The organism is Enterococcus pseudoavium NBRC 100491, assembly GCF_001544295.1.
GTDB lineage: Bacteria > Bacillota > Bacilli > Lactobacillales > Enterococcaceae > Enterococcus_A > Enterococcus_A pseudoavium.
Genome location: NZ_BCQF01000002.1, coordinates 56538 through 77793 on the forward strand (window position 1 = coordinate 56538; position 21256 = coordinate 77793).

The following is a 21256-nucleotide window of genomic DNA, read 5'->3' on the forward strand; positions in this document are numbered from 1 at the left end:
CTTTGTTGTGAAGGTTTTTTTATTGGAAAATCCAGTACCAACTTATAAGGAGAAATTATGGGAAAACAATACAATTTAATTGCGACTGCCGCAGCCGGAATCGAAGCACTAGTCGGCAAAGAACTTAGAGATTTAGGCATTGATTGCCAAGTTGAAAATGGCCGGGCCCGTTTTAAAGGGGATTTAGAAACAATCGCCACGGCCAACTTATGGTTGCGCACCGCCGACCGGGTAAAAATTATCGTTGATGAGTTTGATGCGTATACATTTGATGAATTGTTTGAAAAGGTAAAGGCAATCCCGTGGGAAGACTTTCTACCGCTAGATGCGGAATTTCCCGTAGCCGGCCGTTCGATTAAATCAAAATTGTACAGCGTACCGGATTGTCAATCAATTACTAAAAAAGCAATTGTTGAACGTTTGAGAGAGGTATATCATCGACCAGCAAGAGTTCCATTGCCAGAAACAGGTGCTTTATTCCAATTGGAAGTGGCCTTGTTGAAAGATCACGTAGTTTTAACCATCGATACGACTGGACCAAGTCTCTTCAAACGCGGGTATCGTTTAGAAAAGGGTGGAGCACCGTTGAAAGAAAATATGGCGGCCGCCTTAGTTTTGCTGACTAATTGGCGGAAAGATCGTCCTTTTTATGATCCAGTCTGCGGTTCAGGAACGCTCTGCATTGAAGCTGCCTTGATTGGTCATAACATCGCGCCAGGATTTAATCGCGAGTTTGCCTGTGAGGCGTGGGAATGGTTTGATTCAAGTGTCTTTGAAAAAGTACGCGCAGCCGCAGATGAAGCCGCTGATTATGATATCGAATTAGATATTGAAGGCTCTGATATCAATGGACGAATGGTTGAGATTGCTCGGGCGAACGCAGAAGAAATCGGTTTAGGCGATTCTATCAAGTTTAAGCAGCAAGCAGTCAAAGATTTTAAAACGGAAAAAGAGTACGGTGTCATTGTAGCCAATCCTCCTTACGGTGAACGTTTGGGTGAGGAAGAGCAAGTCCGCGACTTGTATCGCGAGATGGGCGATGTTTTCCGACCGTTAAAAACGTGGAGTAAATATATTTTGACGAGTGATTTAGCATTTGAGGAATTTTACGGAGCTAAAGCCACGAAAAAGAGAAAATTATACAATGGTGCCATTAGAACCGATCTATTTCAATATTGGGGGCAACGTCCGCCAAGAAAGCCTCGGAACGATGGAGAATAAAATCAAAGCGATTCGTGAGTATGCCATGGAAAAACTTGGTTCCGACCGGAGCGGACATGATTTTTATCATGTGGAACGGGTGGCAAAAATTGCACGTAGTCTAGCCCAGCAAGAAGGCATTTCCGATAGCTCAGTCATCGAAACGGCTAGTTACCTACACGATGTGATCGATGACAAAGTAGCTGGAAATGTAGAAAAAGAATCAGAAGATCTTAAAAAGCTTTTAAAAAAACTGGATTTCACACAAGAAAGTATCGACGAAATTTTTGATATCATTGAAAATATTTCTTTTTCAAAAGAATTAGAAGTGGGAAAAGCTAAGCTGACTGTGGCAGGGGAAATTGTGCAAGATGCAGATCGCATCGATGCATTGGGGGCAATTGGTATTTTGCGAACTGCCTATTATGGCGGCCACACTGGAAGTCCACTTTATGATCCAAACATTTTGCCTCAGGAGTTTAAAAGTAAGCAAGCATATCGAAAAAAGAGTACGGTGATTAATCACTTTTACGAAAAATTATTTAAGCTACCAGAAGCAATGAATACCGCAGCAGGAAAAGCAGAAGCCCAGAATAGAATGGATTTTATGCAAGAGTTTTTAAAAAGATTTTATAAAGAGTGGAATGCAGAGTAGAAATGAATAAGAAAGAATAAACGAATAGCAAAAAAATCCCATGGCAAGACAAATTATTTCCAGTAGAGTTCCTTTTCTCTTATAATGTTCTATGTTTGGAACATCCGTTTTTGAGTGTATATACATCAGAACGAACAGTTATCAGCTGACGTGGTGTTTAAAAACATTGATTTGTGAAATAAGTAGGAGGAACTCTAAATGTTACATCGTGAAGTTTTGAGTCCTGAAGAAGTTTTGAAAAAAATACCTCGATTGTCAGAGGGATTATTTGCGATTCGTTGCAAGTTAGCAAATAAGACATATCAAATTATTTTATATAAATACGAAGCAGATTATTTCTTAATGGAGAAGCCTGCGCTGATTAGTGTCTTACTTGAAAATGAGCAAAGCTTTTTTGGAACATCAGAGCAACTTTTGAATGAAATTGAAATGTGTTTTGAGGATAACCATTACCAACCGATTAGTAAAGAATGGGTCAAGTTGGATTTAAATACGTTGAAGTTATTAGATGATGTGGAAATCAAGTTTTTCGATTTGGAAGAATAACAGGCGAACCTGTTATTCTTTTTTTCTGAATTGGCGGAAAAGATAATAAATATTAATAATGGTGAGAAGTGCCCCTAAAATAAAAGGGACGATTAAGCGGCCTTGATTGTAGCCAAAGTTCTTTTTAAAACTTTCTAGGGAAGTCAAATTAATGACTGTTTGACTGTAGTTATATACTTGATAACTAAAGGTTGTTAAAAAGACTGAGATTAAGGTTAAGGCAAAACGGCGATACTCACTATTTTTCATTTTTTTAGCAAAATAAAAAATGAAATAAGCGACCATTAGAGCTGCCGGTACACCGAAAGCAAAAAGTGGATTGAGCATAAATAGTAACCTCCTAAGTTTGATAATAAAGCATCAAATTGATCCTTTTAAAAAAAAGTGAGTTTTTTAGGTGAATTCATTTTACCACAATACAGCAAAAAGCATTAGGGAACGGACCGTTATAAGTTTATTCAAAGTGAGGATGTTTGCATGAACAGTTACATTTTTCCAATTAAAGTGGCGGCCATTACTTTTCCATTTTTGGCATTGGTCATTTCTGCACCATTTCTGATTTATTATTATCGTAAATATGGAGAATTAGGGAAGTTGCGCAGTGTTATTCTCTATTCACTGGTGTTCTATTTGTTGTGTGCTTACTATTTAGTGATTCTGCCACTGCCCGACATTCAAACGGTTGCTCAGCTGACTGGACCACGCTATGAGTTACATTTGTTTAATTTGTTGCACAATTTTCTGAATCAGACTGTCCTGCAGTGGAATAATCCAAGTACGTATCTATCCGCGATGAAACAGAGTGTTTTTTTAGAACCAGTGTTTAATATCTTTCTATTATTTCCCTTGGGCATTTATTGCCGCTACTATTTCAAGCTTTCTTTACCAAAAACGATTTTAGCTAGTTTTTGTTTGTCACTCTTTTTTGAGCTCACACAATTGAGTGGACTTTATTTCATTTATCCGCGACCGTATCGTTTGTTTGATGTTAATGACTTGCTCCATAATACTTTAGGTGGAGCCTTTGGATTTCTTTGTGCACCAGTGTTCACCTTTTTCTTGCCAACGAGAAGTGAATTGGATTCTGAATCAGTAGCTAAGGGCAGACGTGTTACTTTCTTGCGGCGTTTCGTTGCCCTAGTCATCGATTGGCTAGTGATTGGCATTGCTGGTATTATTCTGAGTTTCTTTTCAAGCGCATTTCCAGAAAGTATCGTAACTATCTTAAATTATCCAATGGTCAATTTCACGCTGGAGGTGGTGTGCTACTTTATGATCGCCATGTATTTCTGGAATGGTCAAACGATTGGAAAAAGAGTAGTTCGGATCAGAGTGGTGGAAAAGGGACGGAATCATATCCGTTTTTGGAGTTTAGTCAAACGTTACAGCGCGTTGTACTTATTGCTTTACGGCCTGTTAATGATTTTTCAATATACCTTGACCCATCTGACGACCGATAATCATACGATTTTTATTGCATATCTGATGTTTGGATTAATTAGTTTAGGGATTTTGCTTTTATTTCTATTCAACTTATTGTATGCTCTCATAAGAAGAAAAACCCGCCTATTCCATGACAAAGCGAGTCACACATATTCGATTAGCACGCTAAAGAAAGAGGTATAACATGCGAACATTTGAATCATTCAATTTTCAACCATTTATTCTTGAGGCTATCAAGGATAAAGGTTTTACCGAACCTACACCAGTTCAAGAAAAATTAATTCCTTTAATCAAAAAGGGCAAAAATGTGGTTGGACAATCACAGACAGGGTCTGGTAAGACCCACACCTTTTTATTACCTTTGATGAATAAATTAGATGCGACTAAAGATGAAGTTCAACTTCTAATCACCGCACCTAGTCGCGAATTAGCAAGCCAGATCTATCAAGCCGCGATTCAGATCGCGCATTTTTCACCAGTTGAGATCCGCGTGACGAATTTCGTCGGTGGAACAGATAAACAGCGTCAGATGGATAAATTAACTAGCCATCAGCCTCATGTCGTGATTGGAACCCCCGGACGTATCTTAGACATGATGAATGAACAAGCGCTAAAGGTTCATACAGCGGAATATTTTGTGATTGATGAGGCCGATATGACCTTAGATATGGGCTTTTTACAAGAAGTTGATCAAATTGCTAGTCGGCTGCCAAAACACTTACAAATGTTGGTTTTCTCAGCGACGATTCCTGAGAAATTACGACCATTTCTATTGAAGTATATGGAAAACCCAATCATCGAGGAAATCAAATCAAAAGCGGTCATCTCTGATACGATCGAAAATTGGTTAATCTCAACGAAAGGTCAGGACAAGAATCGTCTGATCTATCAATTATTGACGATCGGTCATCCATACTTAGCGATTGTTTTTGCGAATACGAAGCAGCACGTAGATGAAATCAGTGACTACTTGAAATCCCAAGGACTGAAAGTGGCAAAAATTCATGGCGATATCTTACCACGGGAACGTAAACGAGTGATGCGCCAAGTCCAAAACTTGGACTATCAATACGTTGTGGCGACTGATTTAGCTGCGCGAGGGATTGATATCGAAGGCGTTTCTCACGTGATTAACGCGGAAGTTCCACAAGATTTGGATTTCTTTATTCACCGTGTTGGTAGAACCGGCCGAAATGGTTTAGATGGGATAGCGATCACACTTTATAGCCCTAGCGATGAAAATGATATTAATCAAATTGAAAGTTTAGGGGTCACGTTCCAACCAAAAGAAATCAAAAATGGTGAAATCGTTGATACTTATGATCGGAACCGTCGGAAAAAACGGGAAAAATCTAAAGATGAACTGGATCCAACTTTGATTGGTTTAGTGAAAAAATCGAAGAAAAAAATCAAACCGGGTTACAAAAAGAAAATTGATCGAGCAATTTCGGAATCCAATAAACAGAAACGGCGCCAATCACGACGCCAAGAAGAACGTAGCCACCGGAAAAATAAAAAGCGTTCAAATTCATAAAAAAATCAGTTATTTCAATAAAAGAACTTGCTCCCGTATTAATTCGCGGGACCAAGTTCTTTTTGCATTTTGACACATGGAATGCCATCTTCTTCAAACACATCCGAAACCACCTGATAAGCGCAGCGCTGATAAAAACCAAGTGCATCCAATTCAGCGGAAAGAACAGACTGGCTGCAACCTTCAAAAACTGCTTGCTGCTCAATCTTTACTAATAATTTTTGCCCCAGACCTTGACCACGAAATTTTGGATGGACGCAAAGACGGTCAGGATTCAAGGTTTGGGAATCGAGTTTTTGATAACGAACAGTAGCAATCGGCAAATCATCTTCAAAGAAAACTAGATATTGTCGGTCTGGTGTATCTAAAGTATCAAACTCCAATTCGGGTGCGATCTTTTGTTCTAAAACAAATACTTGATAACGTAGATAAAAAGCCGCTGCTTGAACCGCAGGTGTAGCATCTAAATATTCCCTCATCTTCTTCCTCATTTCTAGCTGATAATGGTATAATTTTACCATATGAGTGTTGGAGGAGGCAGAAAGATTTATGAACTTGTTAGATCAATTAGACTGGTCCTATTGGAAACGGTTGACGCCAAAAGAAAAGCGGACATTACTAAGTCAACTTTTGCTTCATTTTGTGAATCCATTGATGAAAATTTCAGATATCGAGTTAAAAGATTTTGAATTATATGGGATCAAATGTCAAACGTTTCAATTAATGATTGATGATGAGGCATTTGTTTTTATCCCAGGCAATAAAGATGCTATCTTAGGTTGGAATTTAGGGACGAAAGGCTTATCGTTGTTAGAGACAGCACCTAATTCCCCGCAAATTACAATTCCGCAAGAACTACGGGGCAAGTATAACTTTTTTGATGTCGATTCATTAGGCGAGTTAATCAATGATAAAACGACAAGTTTACGTAAAGTCAAAATCCCCCCGATGTTTGTTCAGCGGCAGGCGTTGCCAGCGGGCACAAGTTATTTAGGAATCTATGATGCAGTGACCGGTAGTTTCACTGGCGAGGCAGATCAATTTTCAACCTATGAAGAAGAAATCAAAGCGGTCTTATCTCCCAATCTAACGCCTGAGGAAAGTATCACTTGGTCTTTTCCGGAAAATGTTTTAAAAGAAAATCGTTGGTACATCGAACTAGTTCCAAATTCTGATAGTTATCATGTCTTTAGTCATGAGAATCATACGTACACTAGTTTGCGAAAAAAAATTCGTCGGAAAAATTTTGATCTATTAACCGAAGATCAATGGGAATACGTTAATGGGGCAGGCAGTCGCCGGCTATTTCGCTGGGGCAATGATTTGAATATTAGTGATCCTTATCGTGGTAAAAATGTAAAAAAAATGATGGAACAAGCCAATATGTTTGGACTCTTTTTTGATACTTCAATGGAGCGCTTCGAAATTACTGAAGATCCCGGTGTTTTAAAATTAACCAATCAAAAAAATACAGTGGGGATTCCGATTATTGATTTTCTGCCATTATCGAGTTATTTCAGTAATAATACGACTATGCTGCATGAAAAAAAACTGGCACCAAATGAATATTTGTATCGGAAAGCAATTTTAATCAAGATCTAGTTTGACTTTTGACAGACTTTTTTCTATACTCATAAAAGGATATGGTTTATGATTTAGGCATCTACAGAGAGTGCACGGTTGTTGGAAGTTGCACGTTGCCAATGATAAATTGCTCCCGTCAATTTTTGATTGAAAAATCAACGCTGCTCAGCGTTAACGAGCTGAAGAGGTAATGATCAAACTATCATTGCAATCAAGGTGGTACCGCGAGTTTTCGTCCTTGACTGCAGTGATAGTTTTTATTTTTTTAAAGAAAGAGGAGAAAAGATGAAAAAATTATCAAGCGCTGAAGTGCGCCAAATGTTTTTAGACTTTTTTAAAACGAAGAATCATATGATTGAACCTAGTGCGTCGTTAGTCCCAGTTAATGATCCGACTTTATTATGGATCAACTCGGGTGTTGCTACGATGAAAAAATATTTCGATGGCAGTGTCGTTCCAGAAAACCCGCGGATTGCCAATGCTCAAAAATCAATTCGGACCAACGATATTGAAAATGTTGGGAAAACAGCTCGTCACCATACCATGTTTGAAATGTTAGGGAACTTCTCCATCGGTGATTACTTTAAAGTAGAAGCAATCGAATGGGCTTGGGAATTCTTAACATCACCAGATTGGATGGGCTTTGATCCGGATAAGTTGTATGTCACAGTTTATCCCAAAGACAAAGAAGCAAAACGTATCTGGTTGGAGGAAGTTGGGATTCCGGCTGATCATGTAGTTGAAATCGAAGATAACTTTTGGGATTTAGGTGCCGGTCCAAGTGGTCCTGACTCAGAAATCTTTTATGACCGCGGGGAAGCTTTCAACGACCTAGCTGAAGACGATCCAGAAAATTATCCTGGCGGAGAGAATGAGCGCTATTTGGAAATTTGGAACTTAGTGTTCTCAGAATTCAACCATACGTCCCAAGGAACGTATGAACCATTACCCCATCAAAACATTGATACCGGGATGGGACTTGAACGGATGGTCTCAATCATTCAAGATGCGCCGACTAACTTTGAAACTGATCTATTCTTACCAATCATTGCTAAAGTTGAAGAGTTAAGTGGGAAAAAATACGGCATCGATAAACAAAGCGATATTTCCTTCAAGGTCATCGCGGATCATATTCGTTCATTAGCTTTTGCAATCGGCGATGGCGCGTTGCCTTCCAACGAAGGCCGCGGCTATGTGTTGCGTCGCTTATTACGCCGCGCGGTGATGCATGGTAAAAAATTAGGAATTAATCAAGCTTTCTTATACAAACTAGTACCAGTCGTTGGCGAGATCATGCTGAGCTATTACCCAGAAGTGAAACAACAAGAAGCGTTCATTGAAAAAGTCGTGCGCACGGAAGAAGAACGTTTCCATGAAACAATCAATGACGGCTTGAGCATGTTGAATGAGGTCTTGGCCGAATTAAAAGCAAAAAATGAAACAACGCTAGATGGAAAAGTAATCTTCAAATTATATGATACCTTTGGTTTTCCGGTAGAATTAACCGAAGAAGTTGCTGAAGATGAAGGGTTGAAAGTTGATCATGCTGGTTTTGACATCGAAATGCAAGCACAAAAAGAGCGTGCTCGTGCAGCCCGCACCACTGAAAAATCAATGGGTGTCCAAACGGCATTATTAGGCGACATCAAAGTAGCGAGTCAATTTGTTGGCTATGATCATTTAGAAGTAGAGAGTGAATTATTAGTCATCTTAAAAGAAGAAGCTATCGTTGAGACGGTAGAAGCAGGCGAAGCCCGTTTGATTTTCGCAGAAACACCGTTCTATGCAGAAATGGGTGGACAAATCGCTGATAAAGGCAGCATCGTAGCCACTGATGGTCAAATCGTTGCGACTGTTACGGATGTTCAAAAAGCACCTAATGGGCAGGCTTTGCATACAGTAGAAGTTTTAGCTTCATTAAAAGAAGGTGAAAAATACTTCCTACAAGTGAAGGCAGATTATCGCAATAAAATTATTAAAAACCATACTGCGACTCATTTATTGCACAAAGCTTTAAAGGGGACTTTAGGCGATCATGCCAATCAAGCGGGTTCATTAGTGACGGATAAGCATTTACGTTTTGACTTTACTCATTTTGGTCAAGTAACGGCGGATGAGCTAAAAGAAATGGAAAAAATTGTGAATCGCAAAATTTGGGAAGCAATCCCTGTGGTAACAATCGAAACAGATATCGATACGGCGAAAAATATGGGGGCTATGGCATTATTTGGCGAAAAATATGGTCACGATGTTCGCGTTGTCAATATTGGTGACTGGTCAATCGAATTATGTGGTGGAACCCATGTAGCTAATACTGAAGATATCGGTTTGTTCAAGATTGTTTCTGAATCAGGTATCGGAGCCGGCGTACGACGGATTGAAGCTCTGACTGGTAAAGAAGCTTATGAAGCCTTCCGTGAAGAAGAGGAACAGCTATTACAAGTAGCCCAAATTGTAAAATCACCACAAATCAAAGAAGTTGTCGGTAAAACAGAACAATTACAACAGCAATTACGGGAATTACAAAAAGAAAATGAACAATTAGCTACTAAATTAGCCAATCAACAAGCTGGGGATGTCTTTAAAAATATTAAAGAAATCAACGGTACGACTGTGATCACTGCGCAAGTGAATGTTAAAGACATGAATCAATTGCGTCAATTGGCGGATCAATGGAAACAAAAAGCTTTATCTGATGTATTAGTACTTGGAACCGTTCAAGGAGAAAAAGTCAATTTGTTAGCGGCAATGAGTCCAGCCGCCAATGAAAAAGGCTTAAAAGCTGGGGATTTAATCAAAGCAATCGCACCGAAAGTTGGCGGTGGCGGTGGTGGCCGACCAGATATGGCTCAAGCCGGCGGGAAGAATCCAGCGGGATTATCAGAAGCATTATCAGAAGTAGCTAACTGGTTAGCTTAAGGAAAAGGGGTGTGACAAGACTTTTGTCACACCCTTTTTTACTGCAAGGAAATTTGTTATTGATTAGTTTGTTTCTTTTAATGTTCAATTTAGGTATAATTTAATAGAGAAACGTATTTTAAAGAAAAGAGGGGATCTATTGGGACTGATTGAAAGGATTATTCTAGTTATTTTTATTATTAACTTGATCGGAGCTATTATTACTGTTTTTAGGAAGCCGCGAAATATTACGACGATTTGGGCGTGGCTGTTAACTTTGATTTTTTTGCCGGTCATCGGGTTTATTATTTATGCCTTTTGTGGGCGTGGAATTGACACGGAAACGATGTATCGTTTCGAACAAGGGGATCAAGATCGGGTCAAAGAAATCAACCAAATTATTCAAAAGGATAATCAGTACGTTGACCACAATGAGCCAGAACAATTATATCCAGCAACTGTTTCATTAGTGAAGTATTTCAAAAATTTGGACGAATCGCCGTTAGCTGTTCGTAATGAGTTGGAATTCTTTTTAGATGGGACGGACAAGTTTGAACGTTTATTTATTGATTTACGGGCGGCAAAAAATTCAATCCATGTTGAGTATTATGCCTTTTTTAACGATCGAATTGGCAATCGCTTTATGCGGATCTTAGAAGAAAAAGCGGCAGAAGGCGTTGAAGTACGAATGATCTATGATCCGTGGGGTTCGCCAAAGACAAATCAGAAATTCTTTGAAACCTTAATCAAAAATGGTGGGAAGGTAGCCGCATTTATTACGTCTAAAAATATTTTAGCTAAGACACGGTTAAACTATCATCTGCACCGCAAGATCGTTGTTGTTGACGGACAAATCGGCTGGACCGGGGGCTTTAATGTAGGGGATCAATATTTAGGGGAATCAGAACGTTTTGGACACTGGCGTGATACCCACGGTAGGATTGAGGGGACAGCGAGTTTCACTTTGCAAGAGATCTTTATTCGGGATTGGAATGCTTCAGTGACCAATCGGGCTGATCGCATGACTTATTTGCCAGAGTATTTTGTTTTACCTGAGAAGGAAATTGAAAAAGGCGTACCAATGCAAATCGTAGCCGATGGGCCAGATTCCAGCGAACAGATTATCAAAGATGGTTTTGTTCGGTTAATTCTGGCGGCGGAAAAAAGTGTTTGGATTCAGACGCCCTATCTTGTTCCCGATGAAACGATGATTTCAGCGCTTTTGATTGCCGTCCGTTCAGGAATTGATGTCCGCATCATGATTCCTAATATGCCGGACCATCCCTTCATTTATCGTGCAACGCAATATTACGCCAACTATCTTCACCAACGGGGCGTCAAAATCTATCATTACGCTGATGGCTTTATCCATGCTAAAACTATCGTCGTAGACGATGAGTTGGCAACATTTGGCTCAACGAACCAAGACATTCGCAGTTATGAGTTGAACTTTGAAGTCAGCAGTTTCATCTATGATCCAGAGGTGGCCCAATTATTCCGCCAAATTTTTGAAGAAGATATGAAAGAATGTATCCTCTTAACCGATGAAATGATTGCCAACCAGTCATACTGGCTGAACTTTAAACAACGTTTTTCTCGACTGCTTTCTCCAGTTTTATAGTTTCTTTCTTAACCCTTGGCGCGCGAGATGATCCGCGCCTTTATTTTTGGCTTCAGGAATCCACTGGAGAATAAGTAAGGGAAATTTTTCTGCCAATTCATTAAACTCTGATAAATATGGCAAGAAGAGCTTGTTTTTTGTTTGACCTTGGTCTAAAATTTTTATTGCGGTTTTACTATCCGAATAAAGCAAAACAGTTTGATTATTTAATCTTTGCTGGATTAAATAGTGTAAAGCGTAGATAATCACGGCCAGTTCGGCTTGGTGATTATTATCTTCTGCCAGCGGGATTGCTATTTGTTTTTGCTCTTCAGAAATTATCAAGATGCCGCCACCACTTCTTTGAGAGTTTGTGGCAGCATCGGTATAAACTTTTAACATGATGACCATCCTTTTTGTGAGTAGGAGTAATTGAATGAAAAATAAACGCTATTTTTGGCAGCCTGAGCTGTCTATCAGTATTATCTATTGGTCGTTGACCTTTATTGTTTTATTTTATGGCTTGATTTTGACTTTAGAAAAAACCCATCCTTATTTAAAAGGAAACATTGTTATTGGTCTTTTCTTGGTCTTTGCTTTAGGAGGACTGCATCGGTATCTTTTACTAGAGGAAGCAGGGATTAAAGTTCGTTATGCTCGATTATGGCGGCGCGAGACGATTTTACGAGAACATATTGATTATTTGGCCCTTTGTAAAGACGGTGTCATTATCCAACGCAAAGGACTCAGTGGGACTTCATTTCATTTGGCTATGCGAAAAAAACGTAAAGCTGCTTTTCTGAAAGATATTGCTGCTTTTTATCCTGAAGTTGAAATAAAGGAAGAAATAAACGAAAAGATCAGCCGCGACTGATCTTCTCGTTTATTTCTTTTTTACATGGGCTGCTTGCATTCCACGAGCGCCTTCGACAACTACAAACTCAACCTCGTCACCAGGTTCTAAGGTTTTGAATCCGTCCTCTTCAATAGCGGTAAAGTGTACAAACACTTCTTGATTATCCTCATATTCAATAAAACCATATCCCTTTTGTTCATCGAACCATTTAACAATGCCACTATTCATCGCTCAACACTCCTTTGCATAGCTGATTTTATTATACGTGAAGCAAACAAAAATTGCGAATCAATAAGATTGCTGATTCTAAGTAGTGTTTTTCTTAAAAAAATTCGTTATAATAGAAATGAGCGAATAAAATAATACATTTTTCTTAAAAATGTTCGGGAAAGGGAGCTTTTATGAAAACTGATATCGAAATATCTCAAGCAGCAACGCTAATCCCCATTACGGAGGTTGCAGAAAAAATCGATCTTTCTGCGGATGATTTGGAGTTACATGGCAAATATAAAGCAAAAATCGAGTTTAATGCATTAGATCGTATGAAGAAAAATCCAGAAGGTAAACTAATTTTGGTTACCTCCATTAATCCAACGCCAGCCGGCGAAGGAAAATCGACTGTAACGATTGGTTTAGGCGATGCGTTAAATAAAATCGGTAAAAAAACAGTCATTGCTTTACGTGAACCTTCACTTGGACCAGTTATGGGAGTCAAAGGAGGAGCAACCGGCGGCGGCTATGCACAAGTGTTGCCGATGGAAGATATTAATTTGCATTTTACCGGTGATATGCATGCGATCACGACAGCCAATAATGCGTTAGCGGCACTTTTAGATAATCATATCCATCAAGGAAATGAATTGAACATCGATGCTCGCAGAGTCATTTGGAAACGAGTGGTCGATTTAAATGATCGCGAATTGCGGCACATTACAGTCGGTTTAGGCGGGCCAATCAATGGTGTCCCTCGTGAGGATGGTTTTGATATTACTGTTGCCAGCGAAATCATGGCAATTTTGTGTTTAGCGACCGACATTGAAGATCTGAAGTTCCGTTTGTCGAATATTGTCGTTGCCTATACTTTCGATCGCGAACCGATTACAGCCGGCGACTTAAAAGTTGAAGGCGCACTGGCCTTAGTGCTGAAAGATGCTATTAAACCAAACTTAGTCCAAACAATTTATCAAACGCCCGCCTTTGTCCATGGGGGTCCATTTGCCAATATCGCTCATGGCTGTAATAGTATTTTAGCGACTAGAGCGGCTTTGCAATGTGGGGATTATGTCGTAACAGAAGCTGGTTTTGGAGCAGATCTAGGCGGTGAAAAATTCTTAGATATTAAAGTACCAAGTTTAGGCAAAGCCCCAGATGCTGTGGTAATTGTTGCAACAATTCGTGCATTGAAGATGCATGGTGGGGTGGCTAAGACTGAATTAAGTGCTGAAAACCTGGATGCTCTTAAGAAAGGTTTTAGTAATTTAGCCAAGCATATTCAGAACATGCGTAAATACGGCTTACCAGTCGTTGTCGCTATCAATGAGTTTATTAGTGATACCGATAAAGAAATCGCTTTGTTGAAAGAATTATGTCAGCAAGAAGAAGTAAAAGTAGAGTTAACTAGTGTTTGGGAAAAAGGGCCTGATGGTGGGATTGATCTAGCCAACACAGTGATTGATACAATCGCTAATGAAGAGACTAATTTTCATTCGATCTTTTCGCCTGAACACGATGATCTAAATGAAAAAGTTGAAACTATCGTCCGTGAAATCTATGGCGGAAGTGAAGTAATCTATAGTAAGAAGGCGAAGCAACAATTAGCAAGCTTCAAAAAATATGGTTGGGACCGTTTGCCGGTTTGTATGGCGAAAACCCAATATTCATTATCAGATGATCCAAGTAAATTGGGCGCACCAACTGATTTTGATGTGACGATTCGCGAGTTTGTACCGAAAATTGGTGCGGGTTTTGTAGTAGCATTAACTGGTGACGTAATGACCATGCCAGGTCTGCCAAAGAAACCAGCAGCGCTTAATATGGATGTCGATAAAAACGGGAATGCCATCGGATTATTTTAGTAATTGAATTGAAAAGCAGAAACTAATTTGATTAGTTTCTGCTTTTTTTTTGTATATGCAAACGAATAAATGTATATTATTTCGGAAAACAGCAAAAAATATTTATAAAAAACCATTGACTTGTATAAATACTAAACGTATAATCATTTGAAATAGTAGTTTTCTAATCGTACTATTAGTTTATTTTAAGGAATTGCTAGAAGGAATAGTTAAAACTTTTTTTAAAAAGGGCAGTAATAGGTGAAAGAGGTGGCTTGTATGAAAGTATCAATTATCGGAGTAACTGGTTATAGCGGGATTGAATTAGTCCGAATTTTATTGCAGCATCCTAATGTAGAAATAGTTTCAATCCATAGTCATTCTCAAAATGGCAAGGATATCAATGAGTATCTACCACATTTGAAGCAATTATTAGACTTGCCATTAGAGCCGATTGATTCAAAAAAAATAATGGCTCAAGCTGAACTGGTCTTTTTTGCCACTCCTTCCGGTATTTCAAAAGAAATCGCTACTACCTTTATTGCAGCCGAATTTCCGATTATTGATTTATCTGGTGATTTTCGTTTAAAGGCAGATGGTCAATATGAAAAATGGTATAAAAATTCAAGCGCTCCTACTGATTTTCTAAAAAGTGCTCATTATGGGTTAGCGGATTTCTATTCCCAGATTGACGCAAAGTTAATAGCGAATCCAGGTTGTTACGCAACAGGAACATTGTTGTCCTTAGCCCCCTTAGTGGAACAAAAAATAATTGAGACTGATTCAATTATCGTAGATGCAAAATCTGGTTTGTCAGGAGCGGGTAAAAATCTGTCAGATGCTAGCCATTACGTGAATGCAAATGAAAATATGACGCTTTATAAAATGAATAGTCATCAACACATTCCAGAAATTATGCAGCAGTTGCAAAAGTGGGACCCTGCAATTCCCGCAATTCAATTTTCGACATCCTTAATTCCAGTAACTCGGGGAATTTTTATTACCAGCTATGCTCGAAGTAAAGAAAAATTAAGTCAGCATCAGATTTGGGAATTGTATCACCACTTTTATCAAACAAAAGCTTTTATTCGCATTCAAGAGCCTAATGTTTATCCTAATTTGCGACAAATTATCGGTTCGAATTTTTGTGATATCGGTGTTGCTTACAATGAAGTGACGAATATCATTACCGTAGTCACGGTTTTGGATAATTTAGTCAAAGGCGCTGCTGGTCAGGCAGTCCAAAATCTAAATCATTTAGCTGGCTGGCCGGAAAATACCGGTTTGAATCTAGTACCAATTTATCCTTAAAAAGCGGAGTGTGAAGAAAATGCAAATTATTGAAGGAACAATCGCTAGTCCAAAAGGTTTTTATGCGACCGGCTTACATGCAGGTTTGAAGAAAGCTAAGAAAGATTTGGGAGTTATTTATTCAGAAATTCCTGCTACTGCAGCAGCAGTTTATACGACCAATCAAGTCAAAGCAGCTCCGATTTTTGTGACTAAAACAGCGATGGAGAACCAAAAAATCCAAGCAGTGATCGTGAACTCCGGTGTAGCTAATGCTTGCACTGGAACAATTGGTATGGAAAATGCCAAGCACATGCAGATCCTAGCTGCTGAAAAATTAAAGATTGCTAGCGCTGATGTCGCGGTGGCATCGACCGGAGTAATCGGTAAGCAATTACCGATGGAACTGATTGCTACAGGAATTAATCAACTTGAACTAAAAAAGCAAAACCCTTATGCCTTTCATGAAGCGATTTTAACTACCGATACAAGTACGAAAGAAATTGTTGTGACAGAAGAAATCAATGGTCAAGTCGTAACCATGGCAGGAGTGGCTAAGGGATCAGGCATGATTCACCCAAATATGGCTACGATGTTAGCTTTTATTACGACTGATGCGCAAATTGCTCCAGAACTTTTACAGGAAATTTTGGCTGATAAAACGGAAACCACTTTTAATCAAATCACCGTTGACGGGGATACGTCAACCAACGATATGGTTTTGGTTCTTGCTAATGGCTTGGCAGAAAATCCGATTATTGAAAAAAATACGCCTGCTTACGAAAAATTCGTTGGGATGTTCAATTTGGTGAGTGAAACATTAGCAAAAATGATTGCCAAAGACGGAGAAGGGGCAACGAAATTAATTGAAGTTCAGGTCGTAGGAGCTCTGAATCAGACGGATGCCCGTTTAGTTGCTAAAAAAGTTGTTGGTTCGAGTTTAGTCAAAACGGCCATGTTTGGTGAAGATCCCAATTGGGGACGAATCATTTGTGCGGTTGGTTACGCGGGTTCTGAAACTGATCCGGAACAAATCGATATGTGGATCGGTGATCAGCAATTATTGAAACACAGCCAACCACAAGCATTTGACGAAGCATCCATGAAAACAATCTTGGAAAAGGAAAAAATCATTATTAAGGTGGATTTGAATATCGGGACACAAAGCGGAAAAGCTTGGGGTTGTGATCTAACTTATAAATACGTAGAAGTGAATGCCTTGTACCATACATAAGGATTTGAGGAGCGAATAACTATGAGTAAAATTGTCATAAAAATTGGCGGTGTTGCCAGTGATAATCTAACACAAAAATTTTTTCAGCAAATCGAGAATTGGCAAGCAGCAGGTCATGAAATTATCGTTGTACATGGCGGCGGGTATTATATTACGGAAATGATGGAACGCTTGAATATCCCAGTAACGATTAAAGATGGTTTGCGAGTAACGACGAAGCAAGCGTTAAAGGTGACCCAAATGGTTTTGATTGGACAAGTCCAACCAGCGATCACGACCCTTTTTCAGCAGCAAGGTTTTGCGACGATTGGTCTGAATGCATCTAGCGGCCAATTGATTCAAGGAAAATTAATTGATCAAGAAAAATTAGGCTATGTCGGCGAGATCACAGCTGTCAATCCTGCGTCAGTCGAAAGTGTACTTCATAAGAAGTATATTCCGATTATTGCTCCTTTGGGGATGACCTGTGATGGTCAGTGGCTCAATGTCAATGCCGATGCAGCAGCTTGCAAAATTGCAGAAGCCATCGGGGCGGAAATGCTCTATTTATTGACCGATGTCCCTGGGGTCAAACAAAAGGGCGAATGGCTTGAAAAAATTACCATTTCCGAGGTAGAACAGCTAAAAGCTGAAAAAGTGATTACCGGTGGGATGCTCCCTAAGCTAGATAGTGCTGTCGAGGCGTTAGCGAATGGTGTGGTAGAGGTTCATATTACAAATTGTATCGAAGAGGCAGGAACGACCATTGTAAAGGAGGAGGTGTTTGTATGAGTCAGCTGTTTCCCAATTATTTGCGGGATGAGATTGATTTGGTCGATGGTCTAGGTAGTTATGTTTATGATCAAAACGGACAAAGTTACTTAGATTTCATGAGTGGTATCGCCGTCAGTAATCTCGGCCATAATCATCCCAAGGTCATACAAGCATTAAGCGAACAGGCTGAAAAAATTTGGCATAGTTCAAATTTATATTCCAACAGTCTGCAAGAAAAAGTCGCTCAAAAATTAACCATGGGAAAAGATTATTTGGCGTTCTTTTGCAATAGTGGGACGGAGGCCAACGAAGCAGCAATTAAATTAGCCAGAAAAGCAACGGGACGTAAGAAAATTCTCAGTTTTAAACAATCCTTTCACGGTCGGACTTACGGCGCTTTGAGCGCGACCGGACAACCGGAATTACAAGCTGGTTTTTTCCCCATCGTTGAAGGTTTTGAATATCTTCCGTATAATCAGTTATCTCCTTTGCAACAACAATTAGACGAAACAGTGGCAGCTGTCATGTTGGAAGTGATCCAAGGGGAAGGTGGAATCATCCCAGCCGAAAAAGAATGGCTGCAGGCGGTGGCTAAATTATGTAAAGCCAACAACACTTTATTGATTGTCGATGAGATTCAAACCGGAATGGGAAGAACAGGAACCTTTTTTGCGTTTGAAGCTTATCAAATCGAGCCCGACATCATCACTTTAGCCAAAGCCTTAGCAAACGGGATTCCTGTCGGTGCGATGTTAGGAAAAAGCGAATTGGCTGAAGCTTTCGGCCCCGGTTCTCACGGGACAACCTTTGGTGGGAATAATTTGGCAATGAATGTAGCTAATACAGTCGTAACAGAAATTAATCAACCAGCCTTTCTAGCAAAAGTCGCAGACAAAGGCAACTATTTACTGAATGAATTGACGAAATTAACAACAGAATCAGTTAAAGTCAAAGCTGTGCGAGGAAAGGGTTTGATGATTGGAATTGAATTAGACTCACCGGAAACACTCCAGCAAGTGATCCAAGGACTGAAGGAAGAACAGTTGCTGGCGATTAAAGCCGGGAAAAATGTTCTTAGATTGCTGCCTCCTTTGACGATTAGTCAAGAGGAGTTAGCTAAAGGTGTGAATATTATCAAAAAGGTCATTATGGAAACCAATTAATTAATGAACGATGATTTTTTATCATCGTTTTTTTGTTGTAAAATATTTTCTGTAACAAGACTAGCAACTGAAAGCTTCTTTTATTGTCTCGTTTACTCGGATAACAGTAGTAACCGGTTACAGCACGAAAAACAAAAGAGTTTCTAACGTCTCGGACTTTCCTTAGGTCTTTTTTTCGCTTATACTGAAGCTATCGGATTTTGCAAATGCGGGTCCTAGACAGTCAATCTACTTTTTAAACTGGAGCGGACTATTAGTTTGGGAGGGAGCAACTCAATGGGAGAACGAGCGGATATTTTTTTGAGTACTTTTAATCGAATTGAAAAAGAAATGAAGCGACAATTAGGCAATCCAGTAAACATGAGCTTCAGTGAAGCTGTCCGCCGGTTATCCAAAAGGCAAGATAACTTAATTGGCGGCAATGAAAATGATTTGTTACAATTAGCACAATTGCGAAATGCGATCGTTCATGATCAAATCTCCGATGATTTTGTGATCGCTGAACCGAATGAATGGGCGGTTGAACGAATTCATACAATCGAAGAAAATCTGTTGCGTCCGGAAAAAGTGCTACCGCGGTTCGGCAAAAAAGTTACTGGTTTTGAGCGGGATCTACCATTAGTTGAGCTCATGCAGATCATTACTGAAAAACGTTTTTCACAATTTCCGGTCTATGATACGGGGAAATTTATAGGATTAATTACATTACGGACGATTGGCTTTTTCTTTGCGCAGGCTAGTATAAATGGCTCAGTTAGCTTGAAGGGCTTAGTTGCAGAGGATTTGCTGATTGCTAATGGAAAACGCACCAATTTTGAATTTGTTTCGGCAGACACAAAGGTTTCGGAAGTAGAAAAGATGTTTCAAATAGAAGGGACCCTAGAAGCAATTTTGATTACTAAAGCGGGCAATTCCGATGGGAACTTATTAGGAATTATTCGTCCGCGTGATATTTATGTCCAAGAAGGGAAGCAATAAATTTGTTAGTTGTTTACTTAGTATTAAGTGGTGCAATCATTGGGTTAGATCAATGGTTCAAATGGTGGATCGTTAATCAATACAATTTTGGCGAAAGCCAGACGATTATTCCTAATGTGCTATCATTGACTCATATTCGTAATACCGGCGGCGCCTTCAGTTTATTTGAAGGACAACAGCTTTTTTTTCTCATAACCACAATCGTTACAGTTGTCGCGGTGATTTATTATTTAGTGAAGCATTTACAGGAAAGTAAATGGCTAACGATTGGTTTGAGTCTATTTTTAGCAGGGGCCATCGGCAATTTCATCGACCGTCTCCGTTTAGGGTATGTCGTCGATATGTTTCGCTTGGATTTTATCAACTTCCCGATTTTTAATATTGCAGATATGGCATTAGTAGTTGGGGTAGTGATGATTTTTATTTATATTTTATTAGATGAGAGAGATAAGAAAAATGGATAATCAAATAGAAGTAATTGTAAAAGAGGAAAAAGGCCGCATCGATAAAGTGCTAAACGAGCGGTTAGCTGACTATTCTCGTTCTCAGATTCAACAATGGATCAAGGAGCAGCATGTTTCAATCGACGGCAAAGTCATTAAAGCAAACTATAAAGTCAGTGCTGGTGATAAAGTATTGATTGAGATCCCTGAACCAGAAGAGTTGGATCTTGTACCGGAAAATCTAGATTTGAATATTGTTTATGAAGATGATGATGTGGTCGTTGTCAATAAGCCGCAAGGAATGGTCGTTCATCCATCAGCGGGTCATCCGAAAGGAACATTAGTGAACGGCCTATTGTACCAAATCAAAAATCTTTCTACTATTAATGATGTCGTTCGGCCGGGGATTGTTCATCGGATCGATAAAGATACATCAGGGTTATTAATGGTGGCTAAAAATGATCGGGCTCATGAAGCTCTGGCGAAACAATTAAAGGATAAAACCTCGTTGCGCAAATATGTAGCCTTAGTTCATGGTGAAATCCCGCATGAAAAGGGCCGTATCGAAGCACCGATTGGTCGTTCAAAAGTCAATCGCAAAATGCAGGCGGTCATTGAAGATGGCAAGCCAGCCGTGACGCATTTTGAAGTCTTACAGCGCTTTGAAGGCTACACGTTGATTGAACTACAATTAGAAACCGGTCGGACTCATCAAATCAGAGTCCACATGCAATACATCGGTTATCCGGTGGCTGGTGATCCTTTGTATGGACCAAAGAAAACGTTGAAAGGCCATGGACAGTTTTTACATGCCAAATTATTAGGATTTGAACATCCGACATCAGGTGAAATGATGGTCTTTGAAGCACCGCTACCAGAAATTTTCAAAAAAACTTTGCAACAGTTAAAAGAAAAAGATTGATTTCTTAAATAAGGAATAGTATAGTGTCTTTAGTAAGAAATAACTATATAGAGATCCTTTAAGAGTAGTCCCGTGAGGCTAAGAAGGAAGTCGATAGAAGTGT

General features: G+C 39.4%; 21 protein-coding genes. 17 read left to right on the forward strand and 4 right to left on the reverse strand.

Going from position 1 to position 21256, the window contains the following annotated elements; translation table 11 throughout:
- Positions 1-57 precede the first annotated feature (57 nt).
- The 3 genes from EP1_RS01395 (at position 58) to EP1_RS01405 (ending at position 2401) form a co-directional block, all read left to right on the forward strand.
- The gene (locus tag EP1_RS01395) at positions 58-1221 is read left to right on the forward strand and encodes a THUMP domain-containing class I SAM-dependent RNA methyltransferase (RefSeq protein WP_067622208.1); all 1164 of its coding nucleotides are present in this window, start codon (positions 58-60) and stop codon (positions 1219-1221) included.
- Complete coding sequence (locus EP1_RS01400; protein WP_067622212.1) at positions 1211-1855, forward strand: HD domain-containing protein; 645 nt, start codon at positions 1211-1213, stop codon at positions 1853-1855. The genes EP1_RS01395 and EP1_RS01400 overlap by 11 nt, the downstream gene beginning before the upstream one ends.
- A 198-nt stretch (positions 1856-2053) precedes the next feature.
- Positions 2054-2401, forward strand: coding sequence for a hypothetical protein (locus EP1_RS01405; protein ID WP_067622216.1), 348 nt, complete (start codon positions 2054-2056; stop codon positions 2399-2401).
- A 12-nt stretch (positions 2402-2413) separates the two neighbouring features.
- Here the strand turns inward: EP1_RS01405 and EP1_RS01410 are convergent, their stop codons facing one another.
- Positions 2414-2728 (reverse strand): hypothetical protein, encoded by a 315-nt coding sequence (locus EP1_RS01410; protein WP_067622219.1) that lies wholly within the window; start codon positions 2726-2728, stop codon positions 2414-2416.
- Between the two features lie 150 nt (positions 2729-2878).
- Here EP1_RS01410 and EP1_RS01415 point away from each other — a divergent pair, with 150 nt between their 5' ends.
- Entirely contained in the window at positions 2879-4027 is a 1149-nt protein-coding gene (locus EP1_RS01415; protein ID WP_067622223.1) for a VanZ family protein, read from the forward strand.
- Between the two features lies 1 nt (position 4028).
- Positions 4029-5378 (forward strand): DEAD/DEAH box helicase, encoded by a 1350-nt coding sequence (locus tag EP1_RS01420; RefSeq protein ID WP_067622226.1) that lies wholly within the window; start codon positions 4029-4031, stop codon positions 5376-5378.
- Positions 5379-5416: 38 nt separating this feature from the next.
- Here EP1_RS01420 and EP1_RS01425 read toward each other — a convergent pair whose 3' ends face one another.
- Positions 5417-5857: a GNAT family N-acetyltransferase gene (locus tag EP1_RS01425; protein WP_067622229.1), complete on the reverse strand. Its 441-nt coding sequence runs from the start codon at positions 5855-5857 to the stop codon at positions 5417-5419.
- 70 nt (positions 5858-5927) lie between these two features.
- Here EP1_RS01425 and EP1_RS01430 point away from each other — a divergent pair, with 70 nt between their 5' ends.
- The 3 genes from EP1_RS01430 (at position 5928) to cls (ending at position 11481) form a co-directional block, all read left to right on the forward strand.
- Complete coding sequence (locus tag EP1_RS01430) at positions 5928-6980, forward strand: DUF7278 family profilin-like fold-containing protein (protein WP_067622233.1); 1053 nt, start codon at positions 5928-5930, stop codon at positions 6978-6980.
- Positions 6981-7247: 267 nt separating this feature from the next.
- The gene (gene alaS, locus EP1_RS01435) at positions 7248-9881 is read left to right on the forward strand and encodes an alanine--tRNA ligase (protein WP_067622236.1); all 2634 of its coding nucleotides are present in this window, start codon (positions 7248-7250) and stop codon (positions 9879-9881) included.
- 139 nt (positions 9882-10020) lie between these two features.
- Positions 10021-11481 (forward strand): cardiolipin synthase, encoded by a 1461-nt coding sequence (gene cls / locus EP1_RS01440; RefSeq protein WP_067622239.1) that lies wholly within the window; start codon positions 10021-10023, stop codon positions 11479-11481.
- On the opposite strand, the gene EP1_RS01445 is transcribed toward cls, so the two are convergent.
- Positions 11476-11862, reverse strand: a complete 387-nt coding sequence (locus EP1_RS01445) for a ribonuclease HI family protein (protein WP_067622242.1) — start codon at positions 11860-11862, stop codon at positions 11476-11478. The two genes, cls and EP1_RS01445, sit on opposite strands and share 6 nt — an antisense overlap.
- 34 nt (positions 11863-11896) lie before the next feature.
- Between EP1_RS01445 and EP1_RS01450 the strand changes: the two genes are divergently transcribed.
- Positions 11897-12334 carry an EbsA family protein gene (locus tag EP1_RS01450; protein WP_067622245.1) on the forward strand — a complete coding sequence of 146 codons (438 nt, stop codon included), beginning with the start codon at positions 11897-11899 and terminating at the stop codon, positions 12332-12334.
- Positions 12335-12343: 9 nt separating this feature from the next.
- On the opposite strand, the gene EP1_RS01455 is transcribed toward EP1_RS01450, so the two are convergent.
- Entirely contained in the window at positions 12344-12544 is a 201-nt protein-coding gene (locus EP1_RS01455) for a cold-shock protein (protein WP_067622248.1), read from the reverse strand.
- A 173-nt stretch (positions 12545-12717) separates the two neighbouring features.
- Here EP1_RS01455 and EP1_RS01460 point away from each other — a divergent pair, with 173 nt between their 5' ends.
- From EP1_RS01460 to EP1_RS01495, 8 genes are all read left to right on the forward strand, one after another.
- Positions 12718-14391 carry a formate--tetrahydrofolate ligase gene (locus tag EP1_RS01460; RefSeq protein WP_067622251.1) on the forward strand — a complete coding sequence of 558 codons (1674 nt, stop codon included), beginning with the start codon at positions 12718-12720 and terminating at the stop codon, positions 14389-14391.
- A 258-nt stretch (positions 14392-14649) separates the two neighbouring features.
- Positions 14650-15681 carry an N-acetyl-gamma-glutamyl-phosphate reductase gene (gene argC / locus EP1_RS01465; RefSeq protein ID WP_067622253.1) on the forward strand — a complete coding sequence of 344 codons (1032 nt, stop codon included), beginning with the start codon at positions 14650-14652 and terminating at the stop codon, positions 15679-15681.
- A gap of 19 nt (positions 15682-15700) precedes the next feature.
- The gene (gene argJ, locus EP1_RS01470) at positions 15701-16894 is read left to right on the forward strand and encodes a bifunctional ornithine acetyltransferase/N-acetylglutamate synthase (protein WP_067622254.1); all 1194 of its coding nucleotides are present in this window, start codon (positions 15701-15703) and stop codon (positions 16892-16894) included.
- Positions 16895-16915: 21 nt separating this feature from the next.
- Positions 16916-17665 (forward strand): acetylglutamate kinase, encoded by a 750-nt coding sequence (gene argB / locus EP1_RS01475; protein ID WP_067622257.1) that lies wholly within the window; start codon positions 16916-16918, stop codon positions 17663-17665.
- On the forward strand, positions 17662-18810 hold the full coding sequence (gene argD / locus EP1_RS01480) for an acetylornithine transaminase (RefSeq protein ID WP_067622260.1): 1149 nt from the start codon (positions 17662-17664) through the stop codon (positions 18808-18810). The genes argB and argD overlap by 4 nt, the downstream gene beginning before the upstream one ends.
- A 276-nt stretch (positions 18811-19086) precedes the next feature.
- Positions 19087-19788, forward strand: a complete 702-nt coding sequence (locus EP1_RS01485) for a CBS domain-containing protein (RefSeq protein ID WP_067622263.1) — start codon at positions 19087-19089, stop codon at positions 19786-19788.
- A 2-nt stretch (positions 19789-19790) separates the two neighbouring features.
- Entirely contained in the window at positions 19791-20252 is a 462-nt protein-coding gene (gene lspA / locus EP1_RS01490; RefSeq protein WP_067622266.1) for a signal peptidase II, read from the forward strand.
- Positions 20245-21153: an RluA family pseudouridine synthase gene (locus EP1_RS01495; protein ID WP_067622269.1), complete on the forward strand. Its 909-nt coding sequence runs from the start codon at positions 20245-20247 to the stop codon at positions 21151-21153. The genes lspA and EP1_RS01495 overlap by 8 nt, the downstream gene beginning before the upstream one ends.
- Positions 21154-21256: the final 103 nt, after the last annotated feature.